We start from the raw sequence: 21,777 nt of genomic DNA, 5'->3' as shown, positions 1-21,777 counted from the left end.
CAAAGGCAGGGTTTTGATACATCAGATCGCGTCAGATCAAAGACAAAAAACCGACCTTGATCAAGCGGTACCGCAGAAGGTCACATCAGGGAACTTGAGCTTGGCTTCGTCAAGACTCTTGCCCTTGCCCTCTTCTTGCCAGTAGTTGATCACCTCGGTGGCTTTATTCAGCACTTCCACTCGCTCGTTGTCAGTAATCCAGCTCTTGCCTTCCAGCTCGGTTTTGAGCGTTTCCCAGGCATCCTCACGGGGCCAGAAGAAATAAGCCGTCAGGGGGCTGGGGCCACCACCAACGATCTGATCAACAGCCAGGGCGACGTTGTCAGGGAGCCAGAGGATCTTCAGCAGGAAACGACCTTCATCGGCCTTTGGGGTGTAGCCGGAGGGCACTCCATCAGCATCAATCGTGGCGGTCGCCAGGGCAGCACTGCCACCACGCATCACAGGACGGCCTTCCGTCGGCTCCTGGTCAGGGGTAGCCGTATCGGCTGCTGCTGCTGCGGTGGCGACCTCCTGGTCGGCGGCAGCGCCTTCGGAAACCGTCATGGTGTCAGCGCTCAAGAATTCAGGACAAACAACTAACCTACCAGCCGCCCGAGGCCCAACCGCCCTGACCACCCCTGAAGCCCCAGCCCGCTCCCCATCCCGCTGCCTGCTGCTGTTTGATCTGGACGGCGTGATTCGTGATGTAGCGGGCAGTTACCGGCGCGCCCTGCAGTCGACGGTGGAGCACTACAGCGGCTGGCGACCGGAGCCCTCAGTGATCGATGCGCTGAAAGGAGAAGGTCTCTGGAACAACGACTGGGACGCCAGTCTCGAACTGCTCAGACGGCACGCCGCCACACCATTGCCAGAGCGGGAGGCATTGATCGACGTGTTCAGTGGCTTCTACTTCGGCGATCAGGCGACCAGCGCCTCGGGAGCGGCCTCTCCTGAGGCCTGGAACGGGTACATCAAGGATGAACCGCTTCTGGTGGATGCGAGCTTCTTTGCAGAACTCAGCGACCTCGCCGTGGGCTGGGGGTTTGTCAGTGGTGCCGAACCCCCCTCGGCCCGCTTCCTGCTCGAAACCCGCCTTGGCCTGACATCCCCCCCCCTGATCGCCATGGGTGATGCCCCCGACAAGCCAGATCCCACCGGCCTGCTCCAGCTGGCGAGCTCCCTGATCGAACACCCCCTTGGCAAGAACACGCCTCCAATCGCCTACCTCGGTGACACCGTCGCCGATGTGCAGACCGTCGTAGAGGCCAGACGGCGCTGCAGTGATCAACGCTTCTTCAGCCTTGCCGTGGCCCCCCCTCACCTGCAGGCCGTCGGCCAGGAACGCGCCCGGCATCACTACGAAGCACGCTTAAGGGAGGCAGGTGCTGATGTGGTTCTGTCTCACACGGCTGCAGCACTGGAATGGTGCCGCGATCTGCCCCTCAACGTTCCATCGCAGCCGTGCTCTTGAGAGCAGCAGCGGTCAGCACCTCCCGCCCCATCGCAGTGACCGCCACGTCATCCTCAATCCGAATGCCAATCCCCTTCCAGCGCTCTTCGATCGCCGGCTGACCCTCCGGCACGGGCAAACGATCACTCACGTACAAACCCGGCTCCACCGTGAGCACCATGCCTGGCTCGAGTTCCACAGGATGTTCGCCCAGTCGATAGGCACCGACGTCATGCACATCGAGGCCAAGCCAATGACCGGTGCGGTGCATGTAGAGATGGCGATAGGCCCCCTGTTCGATGATCGCGTCCGCTTCACCGACCAGAAGACCAAGCTCCAGCAATCCTTCCACCAGCACCTGCAGGGCGGTCTGATGGACATGCTCTGCACTTACTCCAGGCCTGACCGCCTCAATCGCCCGCTCCTGAGCGGCCAGCACTAACTCATAAAGGGCCCGCTGTTCGCCGGTGAAGCGCCCGTTGATCGGGAAGCTGCGTGTGATGTCTCCGTTGTAGTAATCAGGCAGCGAACATCCGGCATCAATCAGAAGCAGGTCACCGTCCTGCAGGACGTCGCTATTGGCGATGTAGTGAAGAACGCAGGCATTGTCTCCACCGGCCACGATCGAGCTGTAGGCAGGCCCTCGGGCACCGGCCGCCAAGAAATGCTGCTCAATCAGAGCCTGGAGCTGCCGCTCCCCCATCCCCGGTGCCACAGCAGCGCGGGCCAGCTCATGGGCCTCCGCTGAAATCCGGCAGGCCTCCCGCAGACGCTCCAGCTCCTGGGGCTCTTTACGCAAACGCAGGCGATGCAATAGGGGGCATGGAGCCACCAGACCAAGGGCTGCCGCTCCGCTTCGGGGAGCCCGATCGAGCTGGTCGGCCCAAGCCTTCAGCACCAGGGGCTCAACGGCAGCATGGCGACCGACTCGAAAGGCGATGCCCTCGGCACCCTTCAAATACTCCGGCAGACGTTCTTCCAGCTCATCGCGTGGATGGGCGATCTGTGCACCGAAATGCTCCACCACCCCCTCACACCCCCAGCGACGGCCGGTCCAGACCTCGGCACCTGCCTCCCGCGGATGCACGAACAACACAAAGCGCTCCCCTTCCGGACGATGAGGGAGCAGCAGCGCCACCGCATCCGGTTCATCGAAGCCGGTGAGATACCAGAAGTCACTGTCCTGGCGGAAGGGCCACTCGCAGTCAGCGTGATGGGTGACCAGGGACGCTGCCGGAATGACGGCCGCCGCACCGCCGAGCTGCTCAAGGAATCGTTGACGCCGCTCGGCATGACGCTGCTGATCAATCACGGCGGAGACAGAAGGACGGGGAAACGTCAGGATGGCAGGCAAAGCACCCGGGCATGACCAGCGACCTTCTGATCCTGATCCTGATGGTGGTGGTGGTACTCGCCGGATCCGCCCTGTGTTCGGGTGTCGAGGCAGCGTTGCTCACGGTCAACCCGGTACGGGTGCATGAACTGACTGGCCGCAGTCGACCACCCGCCGGAGCGCGGCGGCTGGAACAGTTGCGTCAACGACTGGGACGCACCCTCTCCGTGCTGGTCATCGCCAACAACGGCTTCAACATCTTCGGCAGCATGATGCTGGGCGGCTATGCCGCCTGGGTGTTTCAGAAGAACCAGTTCAGCGAGGTGGCCCTTCCGCTGTTCTCGGTGGCCCTCACCGTGCTGGTGATCCTGCTGGGGGAGATCCTTCCCAAGGCGATCGGAAGCCGGCTTGCCCTGCCGGTCTCTCTTGCCAGCGCACCAGTGCTGCACTGGTTAGGGGTGATCATGCGCCCGCTGGTGCTGCTGCTCGAGCACCTGCTGCCGGCGATCAGCGAAGAGAACGAGATCAGCACCGACGAGAACGAAATCAGACTCCTGGCCAGGCTTGGCTCCCAGAAAGGACAGATCGAGGCCGATGAAGCGGCCATGATCGCCAAGGTATTTCAGCTCAACGATCTGACCGCCCGTGATCTGATGACCCCCCGCGTCGCGGCACCCACCCTGGAGGGGGCCCTCTCTCTCGATCAGCTGAGACCCCAGCTGATGGCCCAGGCAGCCCCCTGGTGGGTTGTGCTTGGAGCCGAGGTGGATCGCGTTCTGGGGGTTGCCAGTCGGGAGCAACTGCTTACCGCCCTGCTCGAGCAACGCGGACAACTGAGTGCCGCCGATCTCTGTGAACCTGTGGAATTCGTCCCCGAGATGATCAGGGCCGACCGATTGCTGACCAGCTTTCGTCGCGACAACAGCGGCGTCCGGGTGGTGGTCGATGAATTCGGAGGCTTCGTGGGCGTGATTGGCGCCGAGGCGGTGCTGGCGGTGCTGGCGGGCTGGTGGCGCAAGGGAGGCGTGGGAGGCCAGCTGGAATGACCGTCGCTGCCGCCTCTCTCCCAACCCTCGAACGCTGCCAGCTGCTGCTCCAACAATGGCGCCAGACGCTGGAATTAACGGCGCGGGACCGCAGCCTGCTATCTGGCCATCTCCAAACCCTGGAGCGCCAGATGGAACGTCTCGCCCAGCGACGGTTGCGGATCGCCGTGTTCGGACGCGTGGGGGTTGGCAAGTCGAGCCTCGTGAATGCTCTCGTGGGGGAAGCGCTGATGGCCACGGATGTGGCCCATGGCTGCACCCGACGCCAGCAGGCGGTGACCTGGCCGCTGACCATCGAAGCGCTCGAAGCGATCGAGCTGGTGGACACCCCAGGCATCGATGAAGTGGCCGCTGACGCCAGGGCCAGGCTCGCGGCTCGGGTCGCCTTGCAGTCAGATCTGGTGCTGATGGTGCTGGATGCCGACATCAGCCGGGTGGAGCTGGAGGCGCTCGACACCCTGCTGAACTGGGGGAAACCGGTGCTGCCGGTGCTCAACCGCAGCGACTGCTGGCCGGAACCGCAGCGCCAGACCTTGTGCCGGAGCATCGAGACAAGAATTCGTGAACACCTAGCTGTCTCGGGGCTGTGCCGCACCAGTCGGCGGGTGCTAGCGCCGATCGCGGTGGCAGCTGCCCCCCGTGGGGCGGTGGTCCTCAGCGACGGCCGGGTGCGTAGCCGCCCTCTGCCAGCGGAGGTTGATGGCCTGGAAACAGCCCTTCGCAGCCTGCTGAACGAGCAGGGGCAAGCCCTGCTTGTCCTCAATAGCCTGCGTCAAGCGGAACGGCTGCAGCAACGCCTGGAGGCGGGTCGTTTGCTGCGACGCCGCCAGGCGGCGCAGGGGCTGATCGGCCGCTACGCCGCCCTCAAGGCGGCCGGCGTGGCCGCCAACCCACTGATCCTGCTGGATCTAGCCGGTGGCTTGGCCTGCGACACAGCCCTGGTGGTGCAGCTCTGCCAGCTCTATGACCTACCGATGGGAGGACCGGGAGCACGACGTCTGCTCCAGCGCCTGTCTGGGCACAACGCCCTGATCGGCGGAGCCCAGCTCGGCATCCAAGCCGCCCTGAGCGGAGTGCGACAGCTACTGATGGTGGCGGCCCCCTTCACCGCCGGGCTCTCCTTGGCTCCCGCCGCACCCGTAGCCCTGGCCCAAGCAGCCTTAGCCGTCCACACCACCCGTCGAACCGGTCGGCTGACGGCCCGCTGGCTGCTGGAGCAGAAGGGCCGAGGCAAGCGCTCTCGGCCCCTACCCGCCACCTTGCTGAGGCGCCTGGCCTGGCAGGACTCCACCCTGCAGCGCCTGCTTGCGGAGTGGCCTCAACCCCTGGAGAGAACGGCGGTGCAGGAGCTCCTGCCTTGAGCGATTCGCCCACAGACACAATCGCGCTGCTGGGGACCAGCGCCGACCCACCGACCCGGGGCCATCAGGCCCTGCTCGAAGGTCTGTGCAAACAGTTCCCCAGGGTGGCCACCTGGGCCAGTGACAATCCCTCCAAACAGCACGTCATCGAACTGAACCAACGCCTGGAACTGCTCGACGCCCTGGTGCAGTCGATCAATAACCCCCGACTGGAACTGGTGCAGGAGCTCAGCAGCCCCTTTGCGATCACCACGGTGACCCGGGCCGAGCAGCGCTGGCCGGGGCTGGACCTCTGCTTTGTGGTGGGCAGTGATCTCATCAGCCAGATCCCCCGCTGGAAAGACGCCTCCACCCTGCTGGGCCATTGTCGTCTGGCGATCGTGCCCCGGCAGGGATGGCCCTTGCAGGACGCCGAACTCAAGCGCTTGCGCAGCCTCGGGGGCCGTCTTGAGATCCTGCCGCTCGGGATTCCAGGAACCGCCAGCTCCGAGATTCGCTCGCGAGCGGCAGCCTCTCAGATCCCCGATGCGCTGGAGCCGCTGCTGCTGAAGCACAATTTCTACGGTTTCACCCGCGGCAACGACTGAAGCGCCATGCGTATCGCCCTGGCCCAGATCAATCCGCTGGTGGGTGACCTCGCCGGCAATGCCAGGCGGATCCTCAGGGCCTGCCAGGACGCCCACCGTGCAGGGGCCGATCTGGTGGTCACTCCAGAGCTAGCCCTTTGGGGCTATCCGGCTCGGGACTTACTGCTGAAGCGATCCCGCGTCAGCGCGCAGAGCAGGGAAATGGATTGGCTCAGCGGAGAACTCGCAGCCCTAGCTCCACACCTGGGGGTGTTAGTGGGCCTGGTGGAACCGGCCTCAGATCAACAGCAGCCGAGGCTGTTTAACGCGGTTGCCCTGATCCGTGGAGGTCACTGGAGGGTGGTGGGCCGCAAACAGCTGCTGCCCAGCTACGACGTCTTTGATGAAACGCGCTACTTCCGAGCCGCTGAAGGTCCTTCCGTGCTGGATTTCCCCACGGAAGAACGAACCTGGCGCCTAGGTCTCACCATCTGCGAAGACCTCTGGGTGGATGGCTCTCTGCATGGAGAACGCCTGCGCGGACCGGACCCAATCGCTGCATTAGCGGAACAGGATGTGGATCTGCTGCTGAATCTCTCAGCCTCCCCCTTCGGTCGCCACAAAACGAGCAAGCGTCAACAGCTAGCGGGGCAGGCAGCTCAACGGCTGCACTGTCCGGTGATTTATGTGAACCAGGTAGGCGGCAACGATGAACTGGTGTTTGACGGAGCCAGTTTCGTAGCGGTCCCAGCGCCGGAGCCCAGCGCGCCCGCCTTGCAACTGCCCAGTTGCAGTGAAGCGGTGCAGATCTGGGCAACGGACCAGCAGCTTGAGCGGAGGACGGCCCTGATCACTCCTTCAGAACAGAACGAGCTCGAGCCCCTCTTCCGTGCCCTGGTGCTGGGCGTGAAGGATTACGCCCGCAAATGCGGCTTCCAGCAAGCCTTACTTGGCCTTAGTGGCGGCATCGATTCGGCCTTGGTGGCGGTGATCGCCTGTGCAGCCCTTGGCGGCGAGCAGGTGCAGGGCCTGCTGATGCCGTCCCCCTGGAGCTCCAAGGGGTCGATCGACGATGCCCAAACGCTGGCAGAACGCCTTGGGCTCCGCACGCAAATCGCCCCGATCCAATCCCTCATGGATGGCTTTGCCACCACTCTCGAACCGGTGTTAGGGGGGCGACCGACCGATGTGACGGCAGAAAACCTGCAATCCCGCATCCGCGGAACCCTGCTGATGGCCATGGCCAATCAGCAGGGGCAGCTGCTGCTCTCCACGGGCAACAAATCGGAACTGGCCGTGGGCTACTGCACCCTCTACGGCGACATGAACGGCGGTTTGGCGGTGATCGGCGATCTCTATAAATCGAGTGTGTTTGCGCTCTGCGCCTGGCTTGACAGCGATGCCAGCCAGGCCTGCCGCCGCGACCTGGGGCTTCCCAGCGCAGGGGAGCTAGTGGGACGGGCGATCAGGGAGAAACCCCCCAGCGCCGAGCTCAGGCCCGACCAGAAAGACAGTGATTCGTTGCCGGATTACGCCGTGCTGGATCCGCTGCTGCGGGACATGATCGAAGAACGCTGCAGCCGCGAAGACCTGCTGGCTAGGGGCCATGCCACCGGCGATGTGGATCGTGTGCAACGGCTGTTCCAGCGAGCGGAGTTCAAACGCCGTCAGGCGCCGCCCCTTCTGAAAGTGAGCGGTCAGGCATTCGGAACCGGTTGGCGGCTGCCGATCGCGGCCGTCTGAGCCAGATTGAGGAGAGATTCCGGCAGCCATGGCCCACTCCGTTCTCTCCGCCCCGATGGCGAGCATCGGGGTGCCAACCGAGATCAAGTCGGATGAGCAACGGGTCGCCCTGACCCCAGACGGTGCGCGGGAGCTGGTGATGCAGGGCCTTGAAGTGCGTGTGCAAAGCGGAGCAGGGGCTGGCGCCGGCATCAGCGATGACGCCTTTGCTGCCGCGGGTGCCCGGGTGGTGGACCGTGAGGAGGCCTGGGCCGCCCACCTGGTGGTGAAAGTGAAGGAACCGCAGGAGGAGGAATTCCCATTCCTGCGCGATGACATGGTGCTGTTCACCTACCTGCATCTGGCCGCCTACCCAAAGGTGGGTCAGGCGCTCCTCGATGCAGGCACCACCGGCGTGGCCTACGAAACCGTGCAGCTGGAGAACGGCAGCCTGCCGCTGTTGGCACCGATGAGCGAGATCGCCGGTCGGCTCGCAGCCCAGGTAGGTGCCCGGCTTCTGGAACGACCGAACGGTGGCCGTGGCGTACTGATCGGGGGCTGCACCGGGGTTCGTCCAGCACGGGTGGTGGTGCTCGGCGCCGGCACGGTGGGCTGGAATGCAGCGCGGCTTGCGGCGGCGATGGATGCAGAGGTGATGCTGCTGGATCGCTCCCCAGAACGGCTGCGCAGCCTGGAAGCCGACCGGCGCGGACGCCTGATGAGCGTGGTGAGCAGCCGGGGATTACTGGAGCGACTGGTGCCAACCGCAGACCTGCTGATTGGTGCCGTGCTCACACCAGGGGGCCGAGCGCCGACCCTGGTGGACGAAGGCATGGTGCAGCAGATGAAACCGGGGTCAGTGATCGTGGATGTGGCGATCGACCAAGGGGGCTGCGTCGGGACCAGCCGGGAGACCACCCACACCGACCCAACCGTGACGATCCATGGGGTGCAGCACTACGCCGTGGGCAACATGCCTGGGGCCGTGCCTTTCACCTCCACCGAGGCCCTGGTCAGCGTGACACTGCCTTACATCCTCGGCATCGCTGGCCGCGGACTGGAGGAAGCCGTCACGGAGCGGCCCGAATTGCTTTCAGGCTTAAACACCGTGCAAGGCGCGGTCTGCCATCCCGGAGTCGCCAAAGCCCTGGGAGTGCCACCTCGCCACCCAATGGCCTGCCTGCGCTGACACGGGAACGGGACGACTTCGTTACGCCGGCGTACCGCCGGAATCCAAGATCAGTGGCTTGATGTAGAGCCACTCACCGCCGAGCTGCCTGTCTCTCCGCTGAAACAGGGAGGTTTCTTCGAGCACGCCCCGATGCCCTCCGACCTGGAAGCTGGCCTTGAACTGCACGGTCCCCTCCAGATCAGCGGAGCCTCCACGCTCCACTGCGATGATTTCGAGCCCTAGCCAACGGGTCTGGCGGCAGCTTTCGCGCAGATCCTTGCGGCGCTTTGCGAGGGGTTCCCCAGGGATGGGATGGGTCTGAATCAGATAGTCGAAAACGCCGCAGGCATAGGCGGCGTAACGGGAACGCATCAGCTGCTCTGCGGTCTGCGCCTGCTGCTCGCCACGATGCAGAGGGCGGCAGCAAGCGACAAAGGCCAGCCCAGAGCCACAGGGACAAAGCCTTGAGCCTGTGGCAGCCGCGAATCCGAAACCAGCCGCCATCACTCAAGCCGATGCAGCGAGGGGAATGGACGCTGCAAAGAGGCCGGTGCAATCCCCTCGCGAAGGGCCAGCACCAGCCCGGCTGCCTCCGCATAGGAGCTTGCTGATAAAAGCTCAGCGACACCCTCCAGCCCCAGGGCCGAAGCGCTGACCTTTAACAACGATGGGTTGGCCACTGCGATCACAGGGACCCTCCGTTCGAGGCAAGCGAGCACAGCCTCGCTTCCAAGGGCACCGTCCGGCACCACCACGGCACCCAATTGATCGGCGTGCAAGTCCTGGGGTTGAAGCTGAGTGCCTGAAGCGAGCAGCTGCGGAGCGCGACTCAATCCCACAAGCACGCAAGCCAGAAAGGTGTAGCCGAGCTCCTCGCCTGCAGCCCGCGGATCGAGCTGGGGATCGAGGGGCAAAGGCTGAAGGGCTGGTGCATGGGCACAGGGGATCTGGAGATGACGCACCAGCAGATGGCTGATCACCGCCTCCGCACCGGCCAGCACATCCACGCCGCTGCCGTGGCGATAGGCCGCCAAGGCTTCGCTTTCGGGATCCTCGGGAAATCGGGCTACGACAGCGATGGCAGTAGCCCCAGCAGCCTTGAGCTGCTCGCCCGCTCTCAGCAGCGCATCCGGACGCTCAAGCGTGCCCCAGCTGATGCCACTGGCGCCAAGCTCCAGATGCACACCAAGCGGCACTTCGGTGGTCAGCACCGGGCCAATCTCCAGGCCAAGAGTGGCCCGGCAGCCTTCAGCCACCTGCAGATGACGCTCGCGCAACTCCGGCTCAATCCCGGCATCCAGCAGCAGGCCGATGCGTTGTTGCCGCACAGGCCTCAGGCTCCAAGTGCCTACAGCGAAACGATCGAGCCCGTAACCCTCCACGTAATGGATCCTTGGGTCGCGCCAGTAAAGGGCCGCGCCGTTCATCACATTCGGATGTGTGATCAAACAGCCGGATGCTGCCGCCAACAACCTGGCACTGGGCAGGGCATCACCGGCATAGCCACCGATGGCGCAGCCGATTCCAGTAGGAACCAACAGCAGAGTGGGCAGAGCATCCCCAGGAGCCAAGGCGGCACTCATGGGATCAGCACCGCCTCCACTTGCAACTGGAGCCCAGCCCCTGCGGCACTGGGCTCAGCGGCCGTAATGGCCCAGCGCAGGGGCTCACCGTGCACGCGCAGCTGATCGAGCAGCCATTGCCGCAGGCACTGGGCCTGCAGCTCAGCAGGTGCGCACATCGTCAAGCGAAGGGAGGTCAGCCTCACTTCTGATACTGCCCGAACTGCGCTTCATAGAGCGCATCTTCCTGGCCAGCCACCACCTTGAGATCAGAGCGGGGATAGGACACGCAGAGCAGCGCGAAACCGTCCTTGCGCAGCTCCTCCTTAACGCCCATCGCATCGGGCTGATGCACCTCACCCTCGCGGATCTGGGCTGCACAGGTGGTGCAAACCCCAGCGCAGCAAGAACTCGGAATCAGCACGCCAGCCGCTTCAGCGGCGGCGAGCACCGTCTGATCGGCGCTGCACTGAAAGGCATGCTGCTGCCCATCCAACTCAACCGTAATGGTGTAGGTGCCCGCAGTGGTGTCGCTCATCCTTGCTGCCAGAAGAAGTGCCAGGAGCCAGCATCCTCTCAGGGCACAGGCCGTTGACAGGAAGTCCAATGCGAGGGATCGGGCGCCAAGTATTCAGGTGGGAGCCCATCAGCGACGGCCGTCAGCACAAAGTCGAAGCTGATCGAGACCCGCAACGCATCCTCAACGCTGTTCTCAAGAACACTGTGCTCGAGCCGGGAGGGGAACAACACCAGCAGACCTGGCTGGGGGGCCAAGGTCCAGCGCGTCTGATTGTGCGGATGATCGAGCGCAATTGGCCCCCCGTGACCGACGGCCAGGCCGGGCACCAGTTCATTGAGCTGGTGGGGCGCATGCAAACAAAGCGCCCCCTCCTGGGCGGACCCATCACCGCTTAGATAAAGCACGGCACTGAGATGCGCATTCGGATGGTGGTGGCGTCCCACCACCTGCCCCCACTCACTCAACACCGGCCAGCAACGCTGCAGATGAAGGGAGACACGGGTGAGGTCGAACCCAGTCGCCTCGAGATAGCGCCAGGCCTGCTGGGTAACCCAATCGGCGAGCGGAGCCACATCGGTATGACGGTGCAGTTGCCAGATGCCATTCAGGTCCCCGGTCCAGGCACAACCTGGACTGGGATTCCCGCTCGCCTCTCCGCGTAGCTGATGCAGCGTCTGCAGCAGGCCGGCATGGTCAAGGGGATCGAGCGGCAAATGCTCGGTTGCCACCAACGTGGGGAAGAGGGGATGCAGTTGGAGAGCCATCGCTCCATCATCCAGCGCTGACAGTCAGCGCAAGAGACCATAAAAAAACCGGCCCCCAAGGGGACCGGTGAAGACTGATCGCTGGATTGCCGCAGGATCAGGCCATTGCTGCAGCACCGCCAACCACCTCAAGAATCTCCTGGGTGATGGCTGCCTGACGGGCCTTGTTGTAGTCAAGGGTCAAGGACTTGGCGAGAGCCTTAGCGTTGTCGCTCGCATTGTTCATGGCCGTCATGCGACTGGCCAGCTCTGAAGCCGCAGCTTCCTGCAGAGAGCGGAGGAGCTGATTCTGCAGATAAAGGGGCAACAGTGCATTGAGCAACTGCTCAGGACTCTGCTCAAACACGATGTCGGAGGGAACAGCAGGCTGGGTATTACCCGGACCACTGCCGGTCTCGACGCGAAGCTGACCTTCCTTGGTCGTGAGGCGGAAGATCTCATCATCGGCCTCAGCAATTCCCTGAGGATCGAGGGGCAGCAAGGTCTGGACCACAGGCTTGCAGCTCACGAGGTTGATGAACTTCGTGTAGATGATCTCGACACGATCAGTGCTCTCCGAGAGGAACTCGGCAAACACTTCATTCGCAATCGAGCCGGCTTCATCAGCCGTTGGCACCTGTTCCAGACCGGTAAACGTGGCCTGGATCGGATAACTACGGTTGGTGAAGTAAGTGATGGCTTTACGGCCGATCAGCACCAAATCGACTTTGTAGCCCTGGGCCTTCAGTTCAGCGAAGCGCTGCTCGGTGCGCTTGATGATGTTGGTGTTGTAGCCACCGCAAAGGCCGCGGTCGCCGGTCACGGCCACCAGGGTGATGGACTCGACGGTGCGTTGCTCCAGCAGAGGGGCATCTGCATCTTCGAAGCGCATGCGGGCCTGAAGGTTCTCGAGCAGGCGTGCCAGCCGATCCGCAAAGGGACGGCTGCGCAGCACCTGCTCTTGAGCCCGGCGCACCTTGGCCGCAGCCACGAGACGCATGGCCTCAGTGATCTTGCGGGTGTTCTTGACCGATTTGATTCGGTCTCTGATCTCCTTGAGATTCGCCATGAGTGAAGATCCCTCAGTTGGCCGTGGCCAGCATGGTGGAGGTGACTTCAGCGATGGCCTCCTTGAGCATGGTTTCGGCCTCAGGGCTGAGAACCTTCTCGTCCTGAATCTTCTGAATGAACTCAGGCTTATTGCTCTTGAGGTACTCGCGCAGCTCACGGGAGAACTGCACCACCTGATCCACGGGAACGTCGTCGATCAAACCCTTCACGCCGGCGTAGACGATGGCGACCTGCTCAGCCAGGATCAGCGGGCTGAACTGAGGCTGCTTGAGCAGTTCACGCAGACGCTTACCGCGGCCAAGCTGCTTTTGAGTGGCAGCGTCGAGGTCGGATGCGAACTGGGAGAACGCGGCGAGCTCGTCGAACTGTGCCAGCTCGAGCTTGAGGGTTCCGGCAATCTTCTTAATGGCCTTGGTCTGGGCAGCACCACCAACACGGCTCACGGAGATACCAACGTTGATGGCGGGGCGAAGACCTGAGTTAAAGAGGTCGGAGCTCAGGAAGACCTGACCATCGGTGATCGAGATCACATTGGTCGGGATGTAGGCCGAGACGTCGCCGGCCTGGGTCTCGATGATCGGCAGGGCGGTCATGGAACCCTTGCCCATCGCATCAGACAGCTTGGCGGCACGCTCAAGCAAACGGCTGTGGCAGTAGAAAACGTCGCCGGGATAGGCCTCACGACCGGGCGGACGACGGAGCAGCAGAGACATCTGGCGGTAAGCCTGAGCCTGCTTGGTGAGGTCGTCGTAAATCACCAGCGTGGCCTTGCCCTTGTACATGAAGTACTCAGCAATGGAGGCACCGGTGTAAGGAGCCAGATACTGGAGGGCTGCAGCTTCGGATGCGTTAGCAGCCACAACGACGGTGTAGTCGAGAGCGCCGCGCTCACGCAGGACTTCGACGACGTTGGCCACGGAAGCGGCCTTCTGGCCGACGGCCACATAAACGCAGACGACGTCCTGGTCCTTCTGGTTGAGGATGGTGTCGATCGCAATGGCGGTTTTGCCGGTCTGGCGGTCACCGATGATCAGCTCACGCTGACCGCGACCGATGGGGATCATCGCGTCAATTGCGGTGATGCCGGTCTGCATGGGCTCATGCACCGACTTGCGCTGGATGATCCCAGGGGCGGGGGATTCGATCAGGCGGGTTTCGGTGGTGGCCAGATCACCCTTCCCATCGATCGCGCGTCCGAGAGGATTCACCACGCGGCCGAGAAGAGCTTCTCCAACAGGAACTGAAGCGATCTTGCCGGTGGCGCGAACGGTGCTGCCCTCCTGGATGCCGTTGCCCTCGCCCATCAGCACGGCGCCGACGTTGTCGTCCTCAAGGTTGAGGGCGATGCCTTCGGTGCCGTCTTCGAACTCAAGGAGTTCACCGGCCATGGCCTGCTGCAAGCCGTACACACGGGCAATGCCGTCGCCAACCTGGAGGACGGTGCCCACGTTGCTGACCGATACGGACTTGTCGTAGTCCTCGATCTGCTGTTTGAGGATGGCGCTGATCTCGTCAGGACGGATGGAAACCATGGCGGGAAGTCCCTGCGGGGAGTGGTGGGTGGAGGGGCGATGAAGAAGGGTGGAAGGCTCAGCTCGCCTTGGCGAGCGACAAACCGAGTCGACGGACCTGACCGGCCAGGCTGGCGTCGATCACCTGGGAGCCCAGGTTCACAACGAATCCACCGATCAAACTGGGGTCAACGCTGAGGTCGATCTCGACCGTGCCGGATCCGACCATGGCCTGAACTTTGCTGGCCAGAGCGGCCTGCTGGTCATCGGTCAGGGCCTGAGCAGTGGCCACCTTGGCCAGAGAGATGCGGCGGGATTCCCGATAGAGGTCGAGATAGCGCAGCAGCACTGCATCAAACGCGGCCAAACGCTGACGATCTGCGAGCACCTTGAGAAGGTTGAGCAGAGAAGGCTTCAACTGATCACTCAAGAGAGTGGTGAGGGCCTTTTTCTTACTTTCAGGCTCGAGCACTGGAGAGGTCATCGCATCCCGGAGCTCGGCGGACTGGTCCCAGAGAGCGAGTAACTGCTTGCACTGGACTGCCACATCATCGGATTCCTTACGAGAATCCGTCACCTGAAGCAGAGCTTCGGCGTAAGGAGTGGCCAGGGAGTTGAGAAGGGGCATCAGGCGTCCTCCAGATTGGCAATGGAGGCATCAATGAAACGGGCTTGGCCCTTTTCATCGAGGCGACCAGGGAGATCAGCCAAAACCTTGTCGATGGCGGCAAGAGCCGCTTGACGACGGAGCTGCTCGGTGAGGCGGGCACCCTCAGCATTGAGATCAGCAAGGGCATCCTGTTTCAGGGCAGCCATAGCTTCGATCGTGCGCTTCTCACCATCCAGACGGATGGCTTCGGCTCGCGCCTTGCCGTCTGCACGGATCTGCTCGGCTTTTTGCTGAGCAGCAGCCAAATCGGCCTGGGCCTTAGCCAGTTCAGCCGTCGCAGTTTTCAGACGGGTCTCGGCATCCTCAAGGTCGTGAAGGATTGCCTGACGGCGACGCTCCAGGATTCCACCGAGGAAGCCCTTAAGGAACCAACCGAGAACACCGATCACGATGACCAGGTTGATCAGGTTGGTTTCGAGTGGATTGAGGTTGATCCCAAATCCACCTTCGGAAGCAAGCAGGGAAAGAGAGAGCATCATCACGCTGCCAGAAGTCGTTGAATGATCTGGGAGCTGAGCTGATCGACCTGAGCCATCAGCTTGGCCTGCGCTCCTTCGCGCTGGGCCTCGATCTCTCGGCGAGCCTGCTCGCGGGTGCGATTGGCTTCTGTCTCAGCCGTGGCCAGAGCCTCGCGGTAGAGACGATCAACTTCCTGTTCGGCTTCGACAATGGCGGCTTGAGCCGCCTGACGAGCACCGCGGAGCTGATCGGTGAGATCGGCTTCCAGACGCTGAACCTGAGCCAGCTTCTGCTTGGCATCGGCACGGCTGGTGGAGATGTAACCCTCACGATCTTCCACGACCTTGCCGACCGGACGGAAGAAGAGGGAATTAAGCAGGAAGGTGAGGAGCACCACCTGAACCGCCATCAGCGGAAGGGTGGCATCGAGGTCAAAGAGACCTCCCTCCGGTACCCCTGCTTCAGCGAGCAGAAGCCAGGTCATGGAAGAGGAGCGCTGGGTGGAAGCGGGACAATGGATTCAGAAAAAGACTGGAGGAATCGCGCTTAGCGATTCCTCCATACCTGAATCAGCCGGCGAAGGGGTTGGCGAACAGGAGCACCAGAGCCACAACCAGGCCGTAGATGGTCAGAGCTTCCATGAAGGCCAGGGAGAGCAGCAGGGTGCCGCGGATCTTGCCTTCAGCTTCGGGCTGGCGGGCGATCCCTTCCACAGCCTGGCCGGCTGCGGTGCCCTGGCCAATGCCAGGACCGATGGCGGCGAGGCCCACCGCGAGAGCGGCGGCCAGGACGGAGGCGGCGGAGGTCAGATCACTCATTGGTGGAAAGCGGTTGGGGTTGCGCAGGATGAGCGCGGAAAGGGCAGGGCGCGCCCGGGACACTCTTCCGAGGAAGAGTGGGCCCGGTTCCACCCGGACCTGCGCGCGAAGTGTTTAGCAGATCGCCGGGGACCGGCGAAAGGATGAAGCGGCCTAGTGGGCCTCTTCGTGCACAGCCTCACCGATGTAATTGGCGGCGAGAGTGGCAAAAATCAGAGCCTGAATGGCGCTGGTGAACAAGCCGAGGAACATGGCCGGCAGGGGCACGAGCACCGGCACGAGGAAAGCCAACACTGCCACAACCAGTTCGTCAGCCAGGATGTTTCCAAACAGACGGAAGGAGAGTGACAGGGGCTTGGTGAAGTCCTCGATGATCTTGAACGGGAGCATGATCGGCGTGGGCTCCACGTAGTACTCGAAGTACCGGAGGCCTTTGCGGCTCAGGCCCGCATAGAAATAAGAGAGCGACACCAGCAGGGCCATGGCCACGGTGGTGTTGATGTCAGCGGTGGGAGCGCCGAGCTCACCATTGGGCAGTTCGATCAGACGCCATGGGATGAGAGCACCGCCCCAGTTGCACACAAAGATGAACAGGAAGAGGGTGCCCACAAACGGGAGCCAGTCGCGATAAGCCTTTTCGCCGATCTGCTCCCGAGCCAGATCCCGCAGATAGTCCCAGAGAAACTCCAGAAGGTTCTGCACGCCACGGGGGTCACGCTCCATCTTGCGGGTACCGCTGACCACGAGAGCCAGAAGCAAGCCGATCACAACCCAGGAGCTCAGAAAGACCTGGCCGTGAAGATTGAGATTGCCGATCTGCCAGTACAGATGCTGGCCCACCTCCAGTTCGGCGAAAGGAAGGGGGAAGGGCAACAGAGCCATGAATGCAGGGGGTTGCGCGGACTCAGGCGTCTGTGACGGCCTGAAGGATCAGGGCAGGCTTGTAGAGAAGAAAACCAAGAAAGGCAGGAAGCAGCTCCAGCTGGGGGAGGCGCGAAGAAGCCACAATCAGCAACATCGGTACCACCAGCTGAAACCGACCCACCTGACGGGATCCTCCGCCGAGCCGGGCCACGCTGCGGGCGAGCAACCGCAGGTACAGAAGACCTGCAGCAGCTCCCACCAACAGGCTGCGAGCCACCAAGAGGTCAAATCGCCAGGCTGCAAGCAAAGCTGCAACCAGAGAAAGGATCAAGGTGGCCAGCATCAGGCGTCGTTGGAGCCTGGCGTAGTCCTCCATTCCGTTGTCGACCTGACCTGGGGACAGAGCCGTTTCGGTGGAGGACAGAGCCTGCAAACAACGCCTGAGAAAGCGCGCGGAATCTATCACGCGTTCACAGGTCACCTCCCCAGGGGAGCCTGGAGCAGCAGCAGACGTCTTCGCCACAGATCCCTTGCAGTGGAGGCGATCTCTCCCTCAAGTTCAAGGGATTGAAGCGCTGCTCCCGGTTGGGCCTCCACCGCCTTGAGGAGCGCCAAATCTTGATCGCTGAGAGTGAGTGGTTCGAGGTCGGGTCCCAGAAGACTCGCCGAAGGCCACCCCCAAAGACAGGGCTGCACCTCTCCTGCAGCCTCCAGCAGGCGACTGTCCTCTGTCCAGGACTCGGGATGGACCGGTTGACGGCTCACGAAGAACTCGAAATGGCTGATGTCTGGATCCAGCTCCTCCACCAGGGCCCACTGCTCACGAGGTGCAAGGGAACGGGCACGCTCCAGGAGCTCACCCTCCAGCAGCCGGGCAGGATCCCAGACCGAAGGATTGGAGAAACCAGCGAAATGGAGGCCGGCCGCCTCGATGAGCGCCATCAAACCGGTGAGGTTGTAACTGGTCTCCTGAGGATGCAGATACATATCGGCGAAATTCGCCTCCGCCACGGTGTCAAGCGCCCAGCGCTGAGCGTGGTGCCGTCGCAACCGGTTCGTCTCTGGAAGCACCTCGAAGAGCTCTCGGCCGAGCCTGAGCCCCTCGGCACCGTTCCCCACCGCCAGCAGCTCGAGCGCTCTCTGGCAGCGATGGATCTCCCAACGCCCACCATCCGCGTAAAGAAACAGGTGAAGCAGACCGTCATCAGCCAACAATCCGGCCAGCGCCTGCAATCCAGCGAGGGGATCGCGGAGGTGATGCAGCACCCCGACGGAATTGATGTAGTCAAAAGGCCCCTCACCAGCAAGGTCCAGCAGGCTGCGTTGCTCTTGCCGTAGAGACGCAACCTGCCCGGCACCACCGGAGCGGCGCAGACGTTCGCGCGCCACCTCCAGAGCACCAGCACTGATATCCACCGCGAGCACCTCGGCTCCGGGATTGAGGTGGCAGAGGTAGTCGGTGCTGACGCCGGTGCCACAGCCCGCATCGAGCAAGCGGCTCGGGCGTTGCCCATTCTCCTTGGGACGCACTTGACCATGGACAGCCCCTTCAACACTGCGCAGGCACCACCGCCAGTTGTATCCGGGCGGCGGGCCATCCTGGAGGGGATCTCCTGGATAGGGGAAGCGGTCGTAGAAGGCGCTCACCACCGGCGTGGCGGCGTCACTGAAGCTGTCGTGCATGCGCTACTGGATGGACGGGACGCCGGCAGGGGCGTGCGGCGAGCTTTTCATGGGCAAGGGCGGAATCCGAAGAAAACGACCAGCCCCTGCAAACATTTGTTCATGCCGTTCCTGGAGGCCTAAAGACGAGCCGTAACGTGGCCTGATCCGGCTTGCTTTCGTTCATGACCGTGACCGCCAGCAGCGGCAGCCCCAGGGTCTCCCCCCAGCTGTTCGACACCCTGCCGCTCTCCAGCGTTCGTCAGGCTGAACAACAGGATCGCTTCCCCGACGGAGCGGAACTTGACAACCTGGTGACCTTCTTCAGAAGCGGCAGCGACCGCCTGGAGGCCGCCCAGGTGCTTGCCGCCAATGCTGAGGCGATCGTTGCCCGCGCCGCCAACAGGATCTTTGTGGGTGGAACCCCACTCTCTTTCCTGGATGCACCGTTGAGCACCGGTGAATCCGGCGGTACTGACCGAGAGCTACTAGCGGCCGACCAAGCGGCTTTTGCCCAGTCGATCGAGACTTTCACCGGAGCAGCAAGCTCCACCACCCGTGGGAACTTTTTCTCCCGGCTGCTCCAGGGCGGCGGCGAAGAAGCTGACGTACGCGTAGTGCTTCCCACCGGCTTCAGCCCCATCAGTGTGGCCAAATACGGCCCAGATCGGATGCGCAAGTCGATCCGTGATCTGGGCTGGTTCCTGCGTTATGTGGGCTATGCGCTCGTGGCTGGCGACCCCAGCATCCTTGCCGTGAACACCCGCGGGCTGCGTGACGTTCTTGAAAAGGGCTGCTCACTGGCGGCTACCAACGTGGCTCTCCAGGAAATGCGCGCTGCCGCTGCAACCCTCCTGAAAGAGCGCCCGGAAGCCCGGCGTCTCACCGTGCAGTGCTTCAACGTGCTGCTCGAAGAACTCGCCATTCCAACCCCGTCCGCACGCCAGCGACTGGGCAGTCCTGAAAATCAAGGCCTGCAACTGCCTGCGATCTATGCCCTGGCCGCCAAGGGCAAAGCGCTGCGGTACACGATGAAGCCGGCCATGACCGGTGCCCAAAAGGCCGAGGTCGTCCGTGCTGCCTACCGCCAGGTGTTCGAGCGCGACATCAGCAAGGCCTACTCCCAGATGCCCTGCCCAGTCGAAGCCACCCAGGTGCGCCAGGGCGACATCTCCATGCGCGAATTCATCCGCAGCCTGGGTCGCAGCAAGGAGTACCGGCAGCAGTTTTACGCACGCTTCTCGAACAGTCGGGCGGTTGAACTGGCCTTCCGCCACTTCCTCGGTCGCGGCATCAGTTCCCGTGAGGAATTCACCCGCTACTTCGACATCGTGAGCGCTCAGGGGCTCAACGGACTGGTCGATTCCCTGGTCAACACCATGGAATATGCGCGCGTTTTTGGCGAGGAAACAGTCCCCTTCCTCCGCGATCTCGGCGAGGAAGCTCAGGAGAGTGCCGGCTGGGGATCCAACCGCAAGCTTTTCCGCTTCAGTGCACCGTTCGAAGGAGCACCTCAGTACGTCACCCTCTACGCCTCCTACCGCCAACCCTTCGGAGACCAGCACGTCTACGGAGGTGGCAATGACCCTCTGGGCCTCCAGTACGGGGCGATCTTCCCTTCAGCCACAGCCTCCGTGGCCACGCGCCCCGCACCGTTCGGCTACGACAGCCGACGCATCCTTGTGGGCAATGGCATGCGTGAACCAGGCCAGATGGCGAGCCCCCAATTCCGCGGCAGTCAGCCCCGCCGCGTCGGTCCGAAGGTGATGCGTCTGCAACAGATCGCAACGGGCGGAAGCTCCATGCCACGCCGCGCCGGTCAGCCCAGTGTGCGCGGCACGGAATCGAGCACCCAGGCCGTCATCAATGCGGTGTACGTGCAGGTGCTCGGTAGCGCTGGCTACGCCGGGGAGCGCAACAAGGTCGAGGAAATCAAGCTCGAGAACGGCGACATCAGCCTGCGCGAATTCGTGCGCCAAGTGGCTCGCTCCCAGGCCTTCCGTCGTCGGTACTGGAGCGGCCTCTACATCACCAAGGCCATCGAGGTGATGCATCGTCGTCTGCTGGGTCGACCCACGTTTGGTCGCTGGGAAATCGATGCTCTCTTCGACACCGCAGCCCGCCATGGCTTCTACGGAGTGGTGGATGCTCTGATCAATAGCCCGGAATACAACGACTGCTTCGGTGAGGACACCGTTCCCTACGAGCGCTTCATCACTCCCACCGATCTCCGCAGCCGCAGGGTGCCCGCTCTCAAACGGCCAGTCGATCTGATCGCCGCCTCGGCGGCAACGGCCTATCAGCGTCCCAACGTGCCCAAGTCACCCACCCTGCGGACCACCGGTGACCTGACCAACCGCAATCTGCCTGCCCGACCTCTGGTCCGCGGTAACTGGAGCGTGGCACTCAGCGGTGGGCAAGTCGCTCAACCGAGCACAGGCCAGAGCCAGGGCCCAGACAGCGTGCGCAACCAGCCCACTCCAACCCGTCGCTGGAGTGAACCTCGCTGGCAGCCAGGGGTTGGCCAGGTTCGCAGTTGGAGCAGTGGCACCAGTGCCGCACCAATTCAACCCCTAGCTCAGGTGGGATCTGCCCCAGCGATCTGGAGCAGCACCGGCAGCAGTGGTGGATTCGGCTTGCCTGAAACTGCTGAAACGGCCATGCGCAAGGCCCTTGAGGGCGCCAGCCCCTCTGGCATGAAACGACGGGCTAGCCAGAACCGTCCTCTCCGTCTGGCGGAAGCAGCCAGCACCAGCGAAATCGAGGCGGCGATCCAGGCCGTTTACCGACAGCTTCTCAACCGCATGCCGGTTGAGGCTGAGCGCCTTGGAGACGCTGAGTCCCTGTTCACCCAGCGTCGACTGAGCGTGGCTGAATTTGTGGCCCGCGTCAGCGCTAGTGAGCTATTCCAGCAGCGGCTTTGGCGAATGGCACCCCTGCGTGCTGCCGCCGCAGCCCACATCGCACTCCTGGGTCGCGCTCCACTTCCCCGTGAAGTCAGCGCTTTCCTGGCAACCCGAGCCAAGCATGGCCAACAGGCTGCGATTGATGATCTGCTGAACTCCAAGGCCTATGCCAGCAGCTTCGGAACCGATTCCATTCCCTGCTTCCAGGGAATGGTGAGTCTGGACGGCACCACAACGGCAACAATCAACCGTGGTGCAGCCCTTTATGGGGGCAATGCAGCCCTTAACCCACCCCTGAAAGGCGCCATCTAAGCCCTAAAGCCGAGAGAAGGCGCTAACGCCCCACGCCCCTTCCGGGCG

At 62.9% G+C, this 21,777-nt stretch carries 23 protein-coding genes; 7 read left to right on the top strand and 16 right to left on the bottom strand.

All coding sequences use genetic code 11. The features are described 5' to 3' along the window. Positions 1-60: 60 nt before the first annotated feature. Positions 61-546: a 30S ribosomal protein PSRP-3 gene (locus tag CWE17_RS10265; RefSeq protein WP_131456868.1), complete on the bottom strand. Its 486-nt coding sequence runs from the start codon at positions 544-546 to the stop codon at positions 61-63. Here CWE17_RS10265 and CWE17_RS10260 point away from each other — a divergent pair. Further along, a complete protein-coding gene (locus CWE17_RS10260) occupies positions 545-1,453 on the top strand; it encodes a TIGR01548 family HAD-type hydrolase (RefSeq protein ID WP_131456866.1) in 909 nt (302 codons plus the stop codon). The genes CWE17_RS10265 and CWE17_RS10260 overlap by 2 nt on opposite strands. Here the strand turns inward: CWE17_RS10260 and CWE17_RS10255 are convergent. After that, positions 1,425-2,786 carry an aminopeptidase P N-terminal domain-containing protein gene (locus tag CWE17_RS10255; protein ID WP_131456864.1) on the bottom strand — a complete coding sequence of 454 codons (1,362 nt, stop codon included), beginning with the start codon at positions 2,784-2,786 and terminating at the stop codon, positions 1,425-1,427. The two genes, CWE17_RS10260 and CWE17_RS10255, sit on opposite strands and share 29 nt — an antisense overlap. Positions 2,787-2,797: 11 nt before the next feature. On the opposite strand from CWE17_RS10255, the gene CWE17_RS10250 reads away from it, so the two are divergent. The 5 genes from CWE17_RS10250 to ald are packed head-to-tail and all read left to right on the top strand — an operon-like array spanning position 2,798 to position 8,649. After that, entirely contained in the window at positions 2,798-3,811 is a 1,014-nt protein-coding gene (locus tag CWE17_RS10250) for a CNNM domain-containing protein (RefSeq protein ID WP_131456862.1), read from the top strand. After that, positions 3,808-5,172 carry a GTP-binding protein gene (locus tag CWE17_RS10245; RefSeq protein WP_131456860.1) on the top strand — a complete coding sequence of 455 codons (1,365 nt, stop codon included), beginning with the start codon at positions 3,808-3,810 and terminating at the stop codon, positions 5,170-5,172. The genes CWE17_RS10250 and CWE17_RS10245 overlap by 4 nt, the downstream gene beginning before the upstream one ends. Beyond that, on the top strand, positions 5,169-5,759 hold the full coding sequence (locus tag CWE17_RS10240; protein WP_131457107.1) for a nicotinate-nucleotide adenylyltransferase: 591 nt from the start codon (positions 5,169-5,171) through the stop codon (positions 5,757-5,759). Before CWE17_RS10245 ends, CWE17_RS10240 begins: the two co-directional genes overlap by 4 nt. A 6-nt stretch (positions 5,760-5,765) precedes the next feature. After that, complete coding sequence (locus CWE17_RS10235; RefSeq protein WP_131456858.1) at positions 5,766-7,481, top strand: NAD+ synthase; 1,716 nt, start codon at positions 5,766-5,768, stop codon at positions 7,479-7,481. 28 nt (positions 7,482-7,509) lie between these two features. Then, positions 7,510-8,649: an alanine dehydrogenase gene (gene ald / locus CWE17_RS10230; protein WP_131456856.1), complete on the top strand. Its 1,140-nt coding sequence runs from the start codon at positions 7,510-7,512 to the stop codon at positions 8,647-8,649. A 21-nt stretch (positions 8,650-8,670) separates the two neighbouring features. Here the strand turns inward: ald and CWE17_RS10225 are convergent, their stop codons facing one another. The 14 genes from CWE17_RS10225 to CWE17_RS10165 all read right to left on the bottom strand — a co-directional run bounded on the left by CWE17_RS10225 (position 8,671) and on the right by CWE17_RS10165 (position 18,532). Continuing rightward, complete coding sequence (locus tag CWE17_RS10225) at positions 8,671-9,135, bottom strand: YchJ family protein (protein ID WP_131456854.1); 465 nt, start codon at positions 9,133-9,135, stop codon at positions 8,671-8,673. Continuing rightward, positions 9,135-10,214: a DUF3326 domain-containing protein gene (locus CWE17_RS10220; protein ID WP_131456852.1), complete on the bottom strand. Its 1,080-nt coding sequence runs from the start codon at positions 10,212-10,214 to the stop codon at positions 9,135-9,137. Before CWE17_RS10220 ends, CWE17_RS10225 begins: the two co-directional genes overlap by 1 nt. Next, positions 10,211-10,372 (bottom strand): hypothetical protein, encoded by a 162-nt coding sequence (locus CWE17_RS12270; RefSeq protein ID WP_164498759.1) that lies wholly within the window; start codon positions 10,370-10,372, stop codon positions 10,211-10,213. The genes CWE17_RS10220 and CWE17_RS12270 overlap by 4 nt, the downstream gene beginning before the upstream one ends. Before the next feature lie 23 nt (positions 10,373-10,395). After that, positions 10,396-10,731, bottom strand: coding sequence for a 2Fe-2S iron-sulfur cluster-binding protein (locus CWE17_RS10215; RefSeq protein ID WP_131456850.1), 336 nt, complete (start codon positions 10,729-10,731; stop codon positions 10,396-10,398). A 38-nt stretch (positions 10,732-10,769) separates the two neighbouring features. After that, positions 10,770-11,477 (bottom strand): putative 2OG-Fe(II) oxygenase, encoded by a 708-nt coding sequence (locus tag CWE17_RS10210; protein ID WP_131456848.1) that lies wholly within the window; start codon positions 11,475-11,477, stop codon positions 10,770-10,772. 97 nt (positions 11,478-11,574) lie between these two features. Further along, a complete protein-coding gene (locus CWE17_RS10205; RefSeq protein WP_131456846.1) occupies positions 11,575-12,525 on the bottom strand; it encodes a F0F1 ATP synthase subunit gamma in 951 nt (316 codons plus the stop codon). A 13-nt stretch (positions 12,526-12,538) separates the two neighbouring features. After that, the gene (atpA, locus tag CWE17_RS10200) at positions 12,539-14,059 is read right to left on the bottom strand and encodes a F0F1 ATP synthase subunit alpha (RefSeq protein ID WP_131456844.1); all 1,521 of its coding nucleotides are present in this window, start codon (positions 14,057-14,059) and stop codon (positions 12,539-12,541) included. A 58-nt stretch (positions 14,060-14,117) separates the two neighbouring features. Then, positions 14,118-14,666 carry an ATP synthase F1 subunit delta gene (atpH, locus tag CWE17_RS10195; RefSeq protein WP_131456842.1) on the bottom strand — a complete coding sequence of 183 codons (549 nt, stop codon included), beginning with the start codon at positions 14,664-14,666 and terminating at the stop codon, positions 14,118-14,120. After that, on the bottom strand, positions 14,666-15,187 hold the full coding sequence (locus tag CWE17_RS10190) for a F0F1 ATP synthase subunit B (protein ID WP_131456840.1): 522 nt from the start codon (positions 15,185-15,187) through the stop codon (positions 14,666-14,668). The genes atpH and CWE17_RS10190 overlap by 1 nt, the downstream gene beginning before the upstream one ends. Beyond that, positions 15,187-15,651, bottom strand: a complete 465-nt coding sequence (locus CWE17_RS10185) for a F0F1 ATP synthase subunit B' (RefSeq protein ID WP_131456838.1) — start codon at positions 15,649-15,651, stop codon at positions 15,187-15,189. The genes CWE17_RS10190 and CWE17_RS10185 overlap by 1 nt, the downstream gene beginning before the upstream one ends. Before the next feature lie 85 nt (positions 15,652-15,736). Next, positions 15,737-15,985 (bottom strand): ATP synthase F0 subunit C, encoded by a 249-nt coding sequence (gene atpE / locus CWE17_RS10180; RefSeq protein ID WP_006911576.1) that lies wholly within the window; start codon positions 15,983-15,985, stop codon positions 15,737-15,739. Between the two features lie 153 nt (positions 15,986-16,138). After that, positions 16,139-16,867 carry a F0F1 ATP synthase subunit A gene (gene atpB / locus CWE17_RS10175; protein ID WP_131456836.1) on the bottom strand — a complete coding sequence of 243 codons (729 nt, stop codon included), beginning with the start codon at positions 16,865-16,867 and terminating at the stop codon, positions 16,139-16,141. Between the two features lie 22 nt (positions 16,868-16,889). Then, positions 16,890-17,225 carry a hypothetical protein gene (locus CWE17_RS10170; protein ID WP_131457105.1) on the bottom strand — a complete coding sequence of 112 codons (336 nt, stop codon included), beginning with the start codon at positions 17,223-17,225 and terminating at the stop codon, positions 16,890-16,892. Positions 17,226-17,326: 101 nt separating this feature from the next. After that, positions 17,327-18,532: a bifunctional 2-polyprenyl-6-hydroxyphenol methylase/3-demethylubiquinol 3-O-methyltransferase UbiG gene (locus CWE17_RS10165; RefSeq protein ID WP_131456834.1), complete on the bottom strand. Its 1,206-nt coding sequence runs from the start codon at positions 18,530-18,532 to the stop codon at positions 17,327-17,329. 164 nt (positions 18,533-18,696) lie between these two features. Between CWE17_RS10165 and CWE17_RS10160 the strand changes: the two genes are divergently transcribed. Beyond that, positions 18,697-21,729, top strand: a complete 3,033-nt coding sequence (locus CWE17_RS10160) for a phycobilisome rod-core linker polypeptide (RefSeq protein WP_131457103.1) — start codon at positions 18,697-18,699, stop codon at positions 21,727-21,729. The last annotated feature ends 48 nt before the right edge of the window (positions 21,730-21,777 follow it).

Origin of the sequence: Synechococcus sp. BS56D (assembly GCF_004332405.1) — a bacterium.
GTDB lineage: Bacteria > Cyanobacteriota > Cyanobacteriia > PCC-6307 > Cyanobiaceae > Synechococcus_C.
This window is presented reverse-complemented; position numbering and strand designations above follow the sequence as displayed.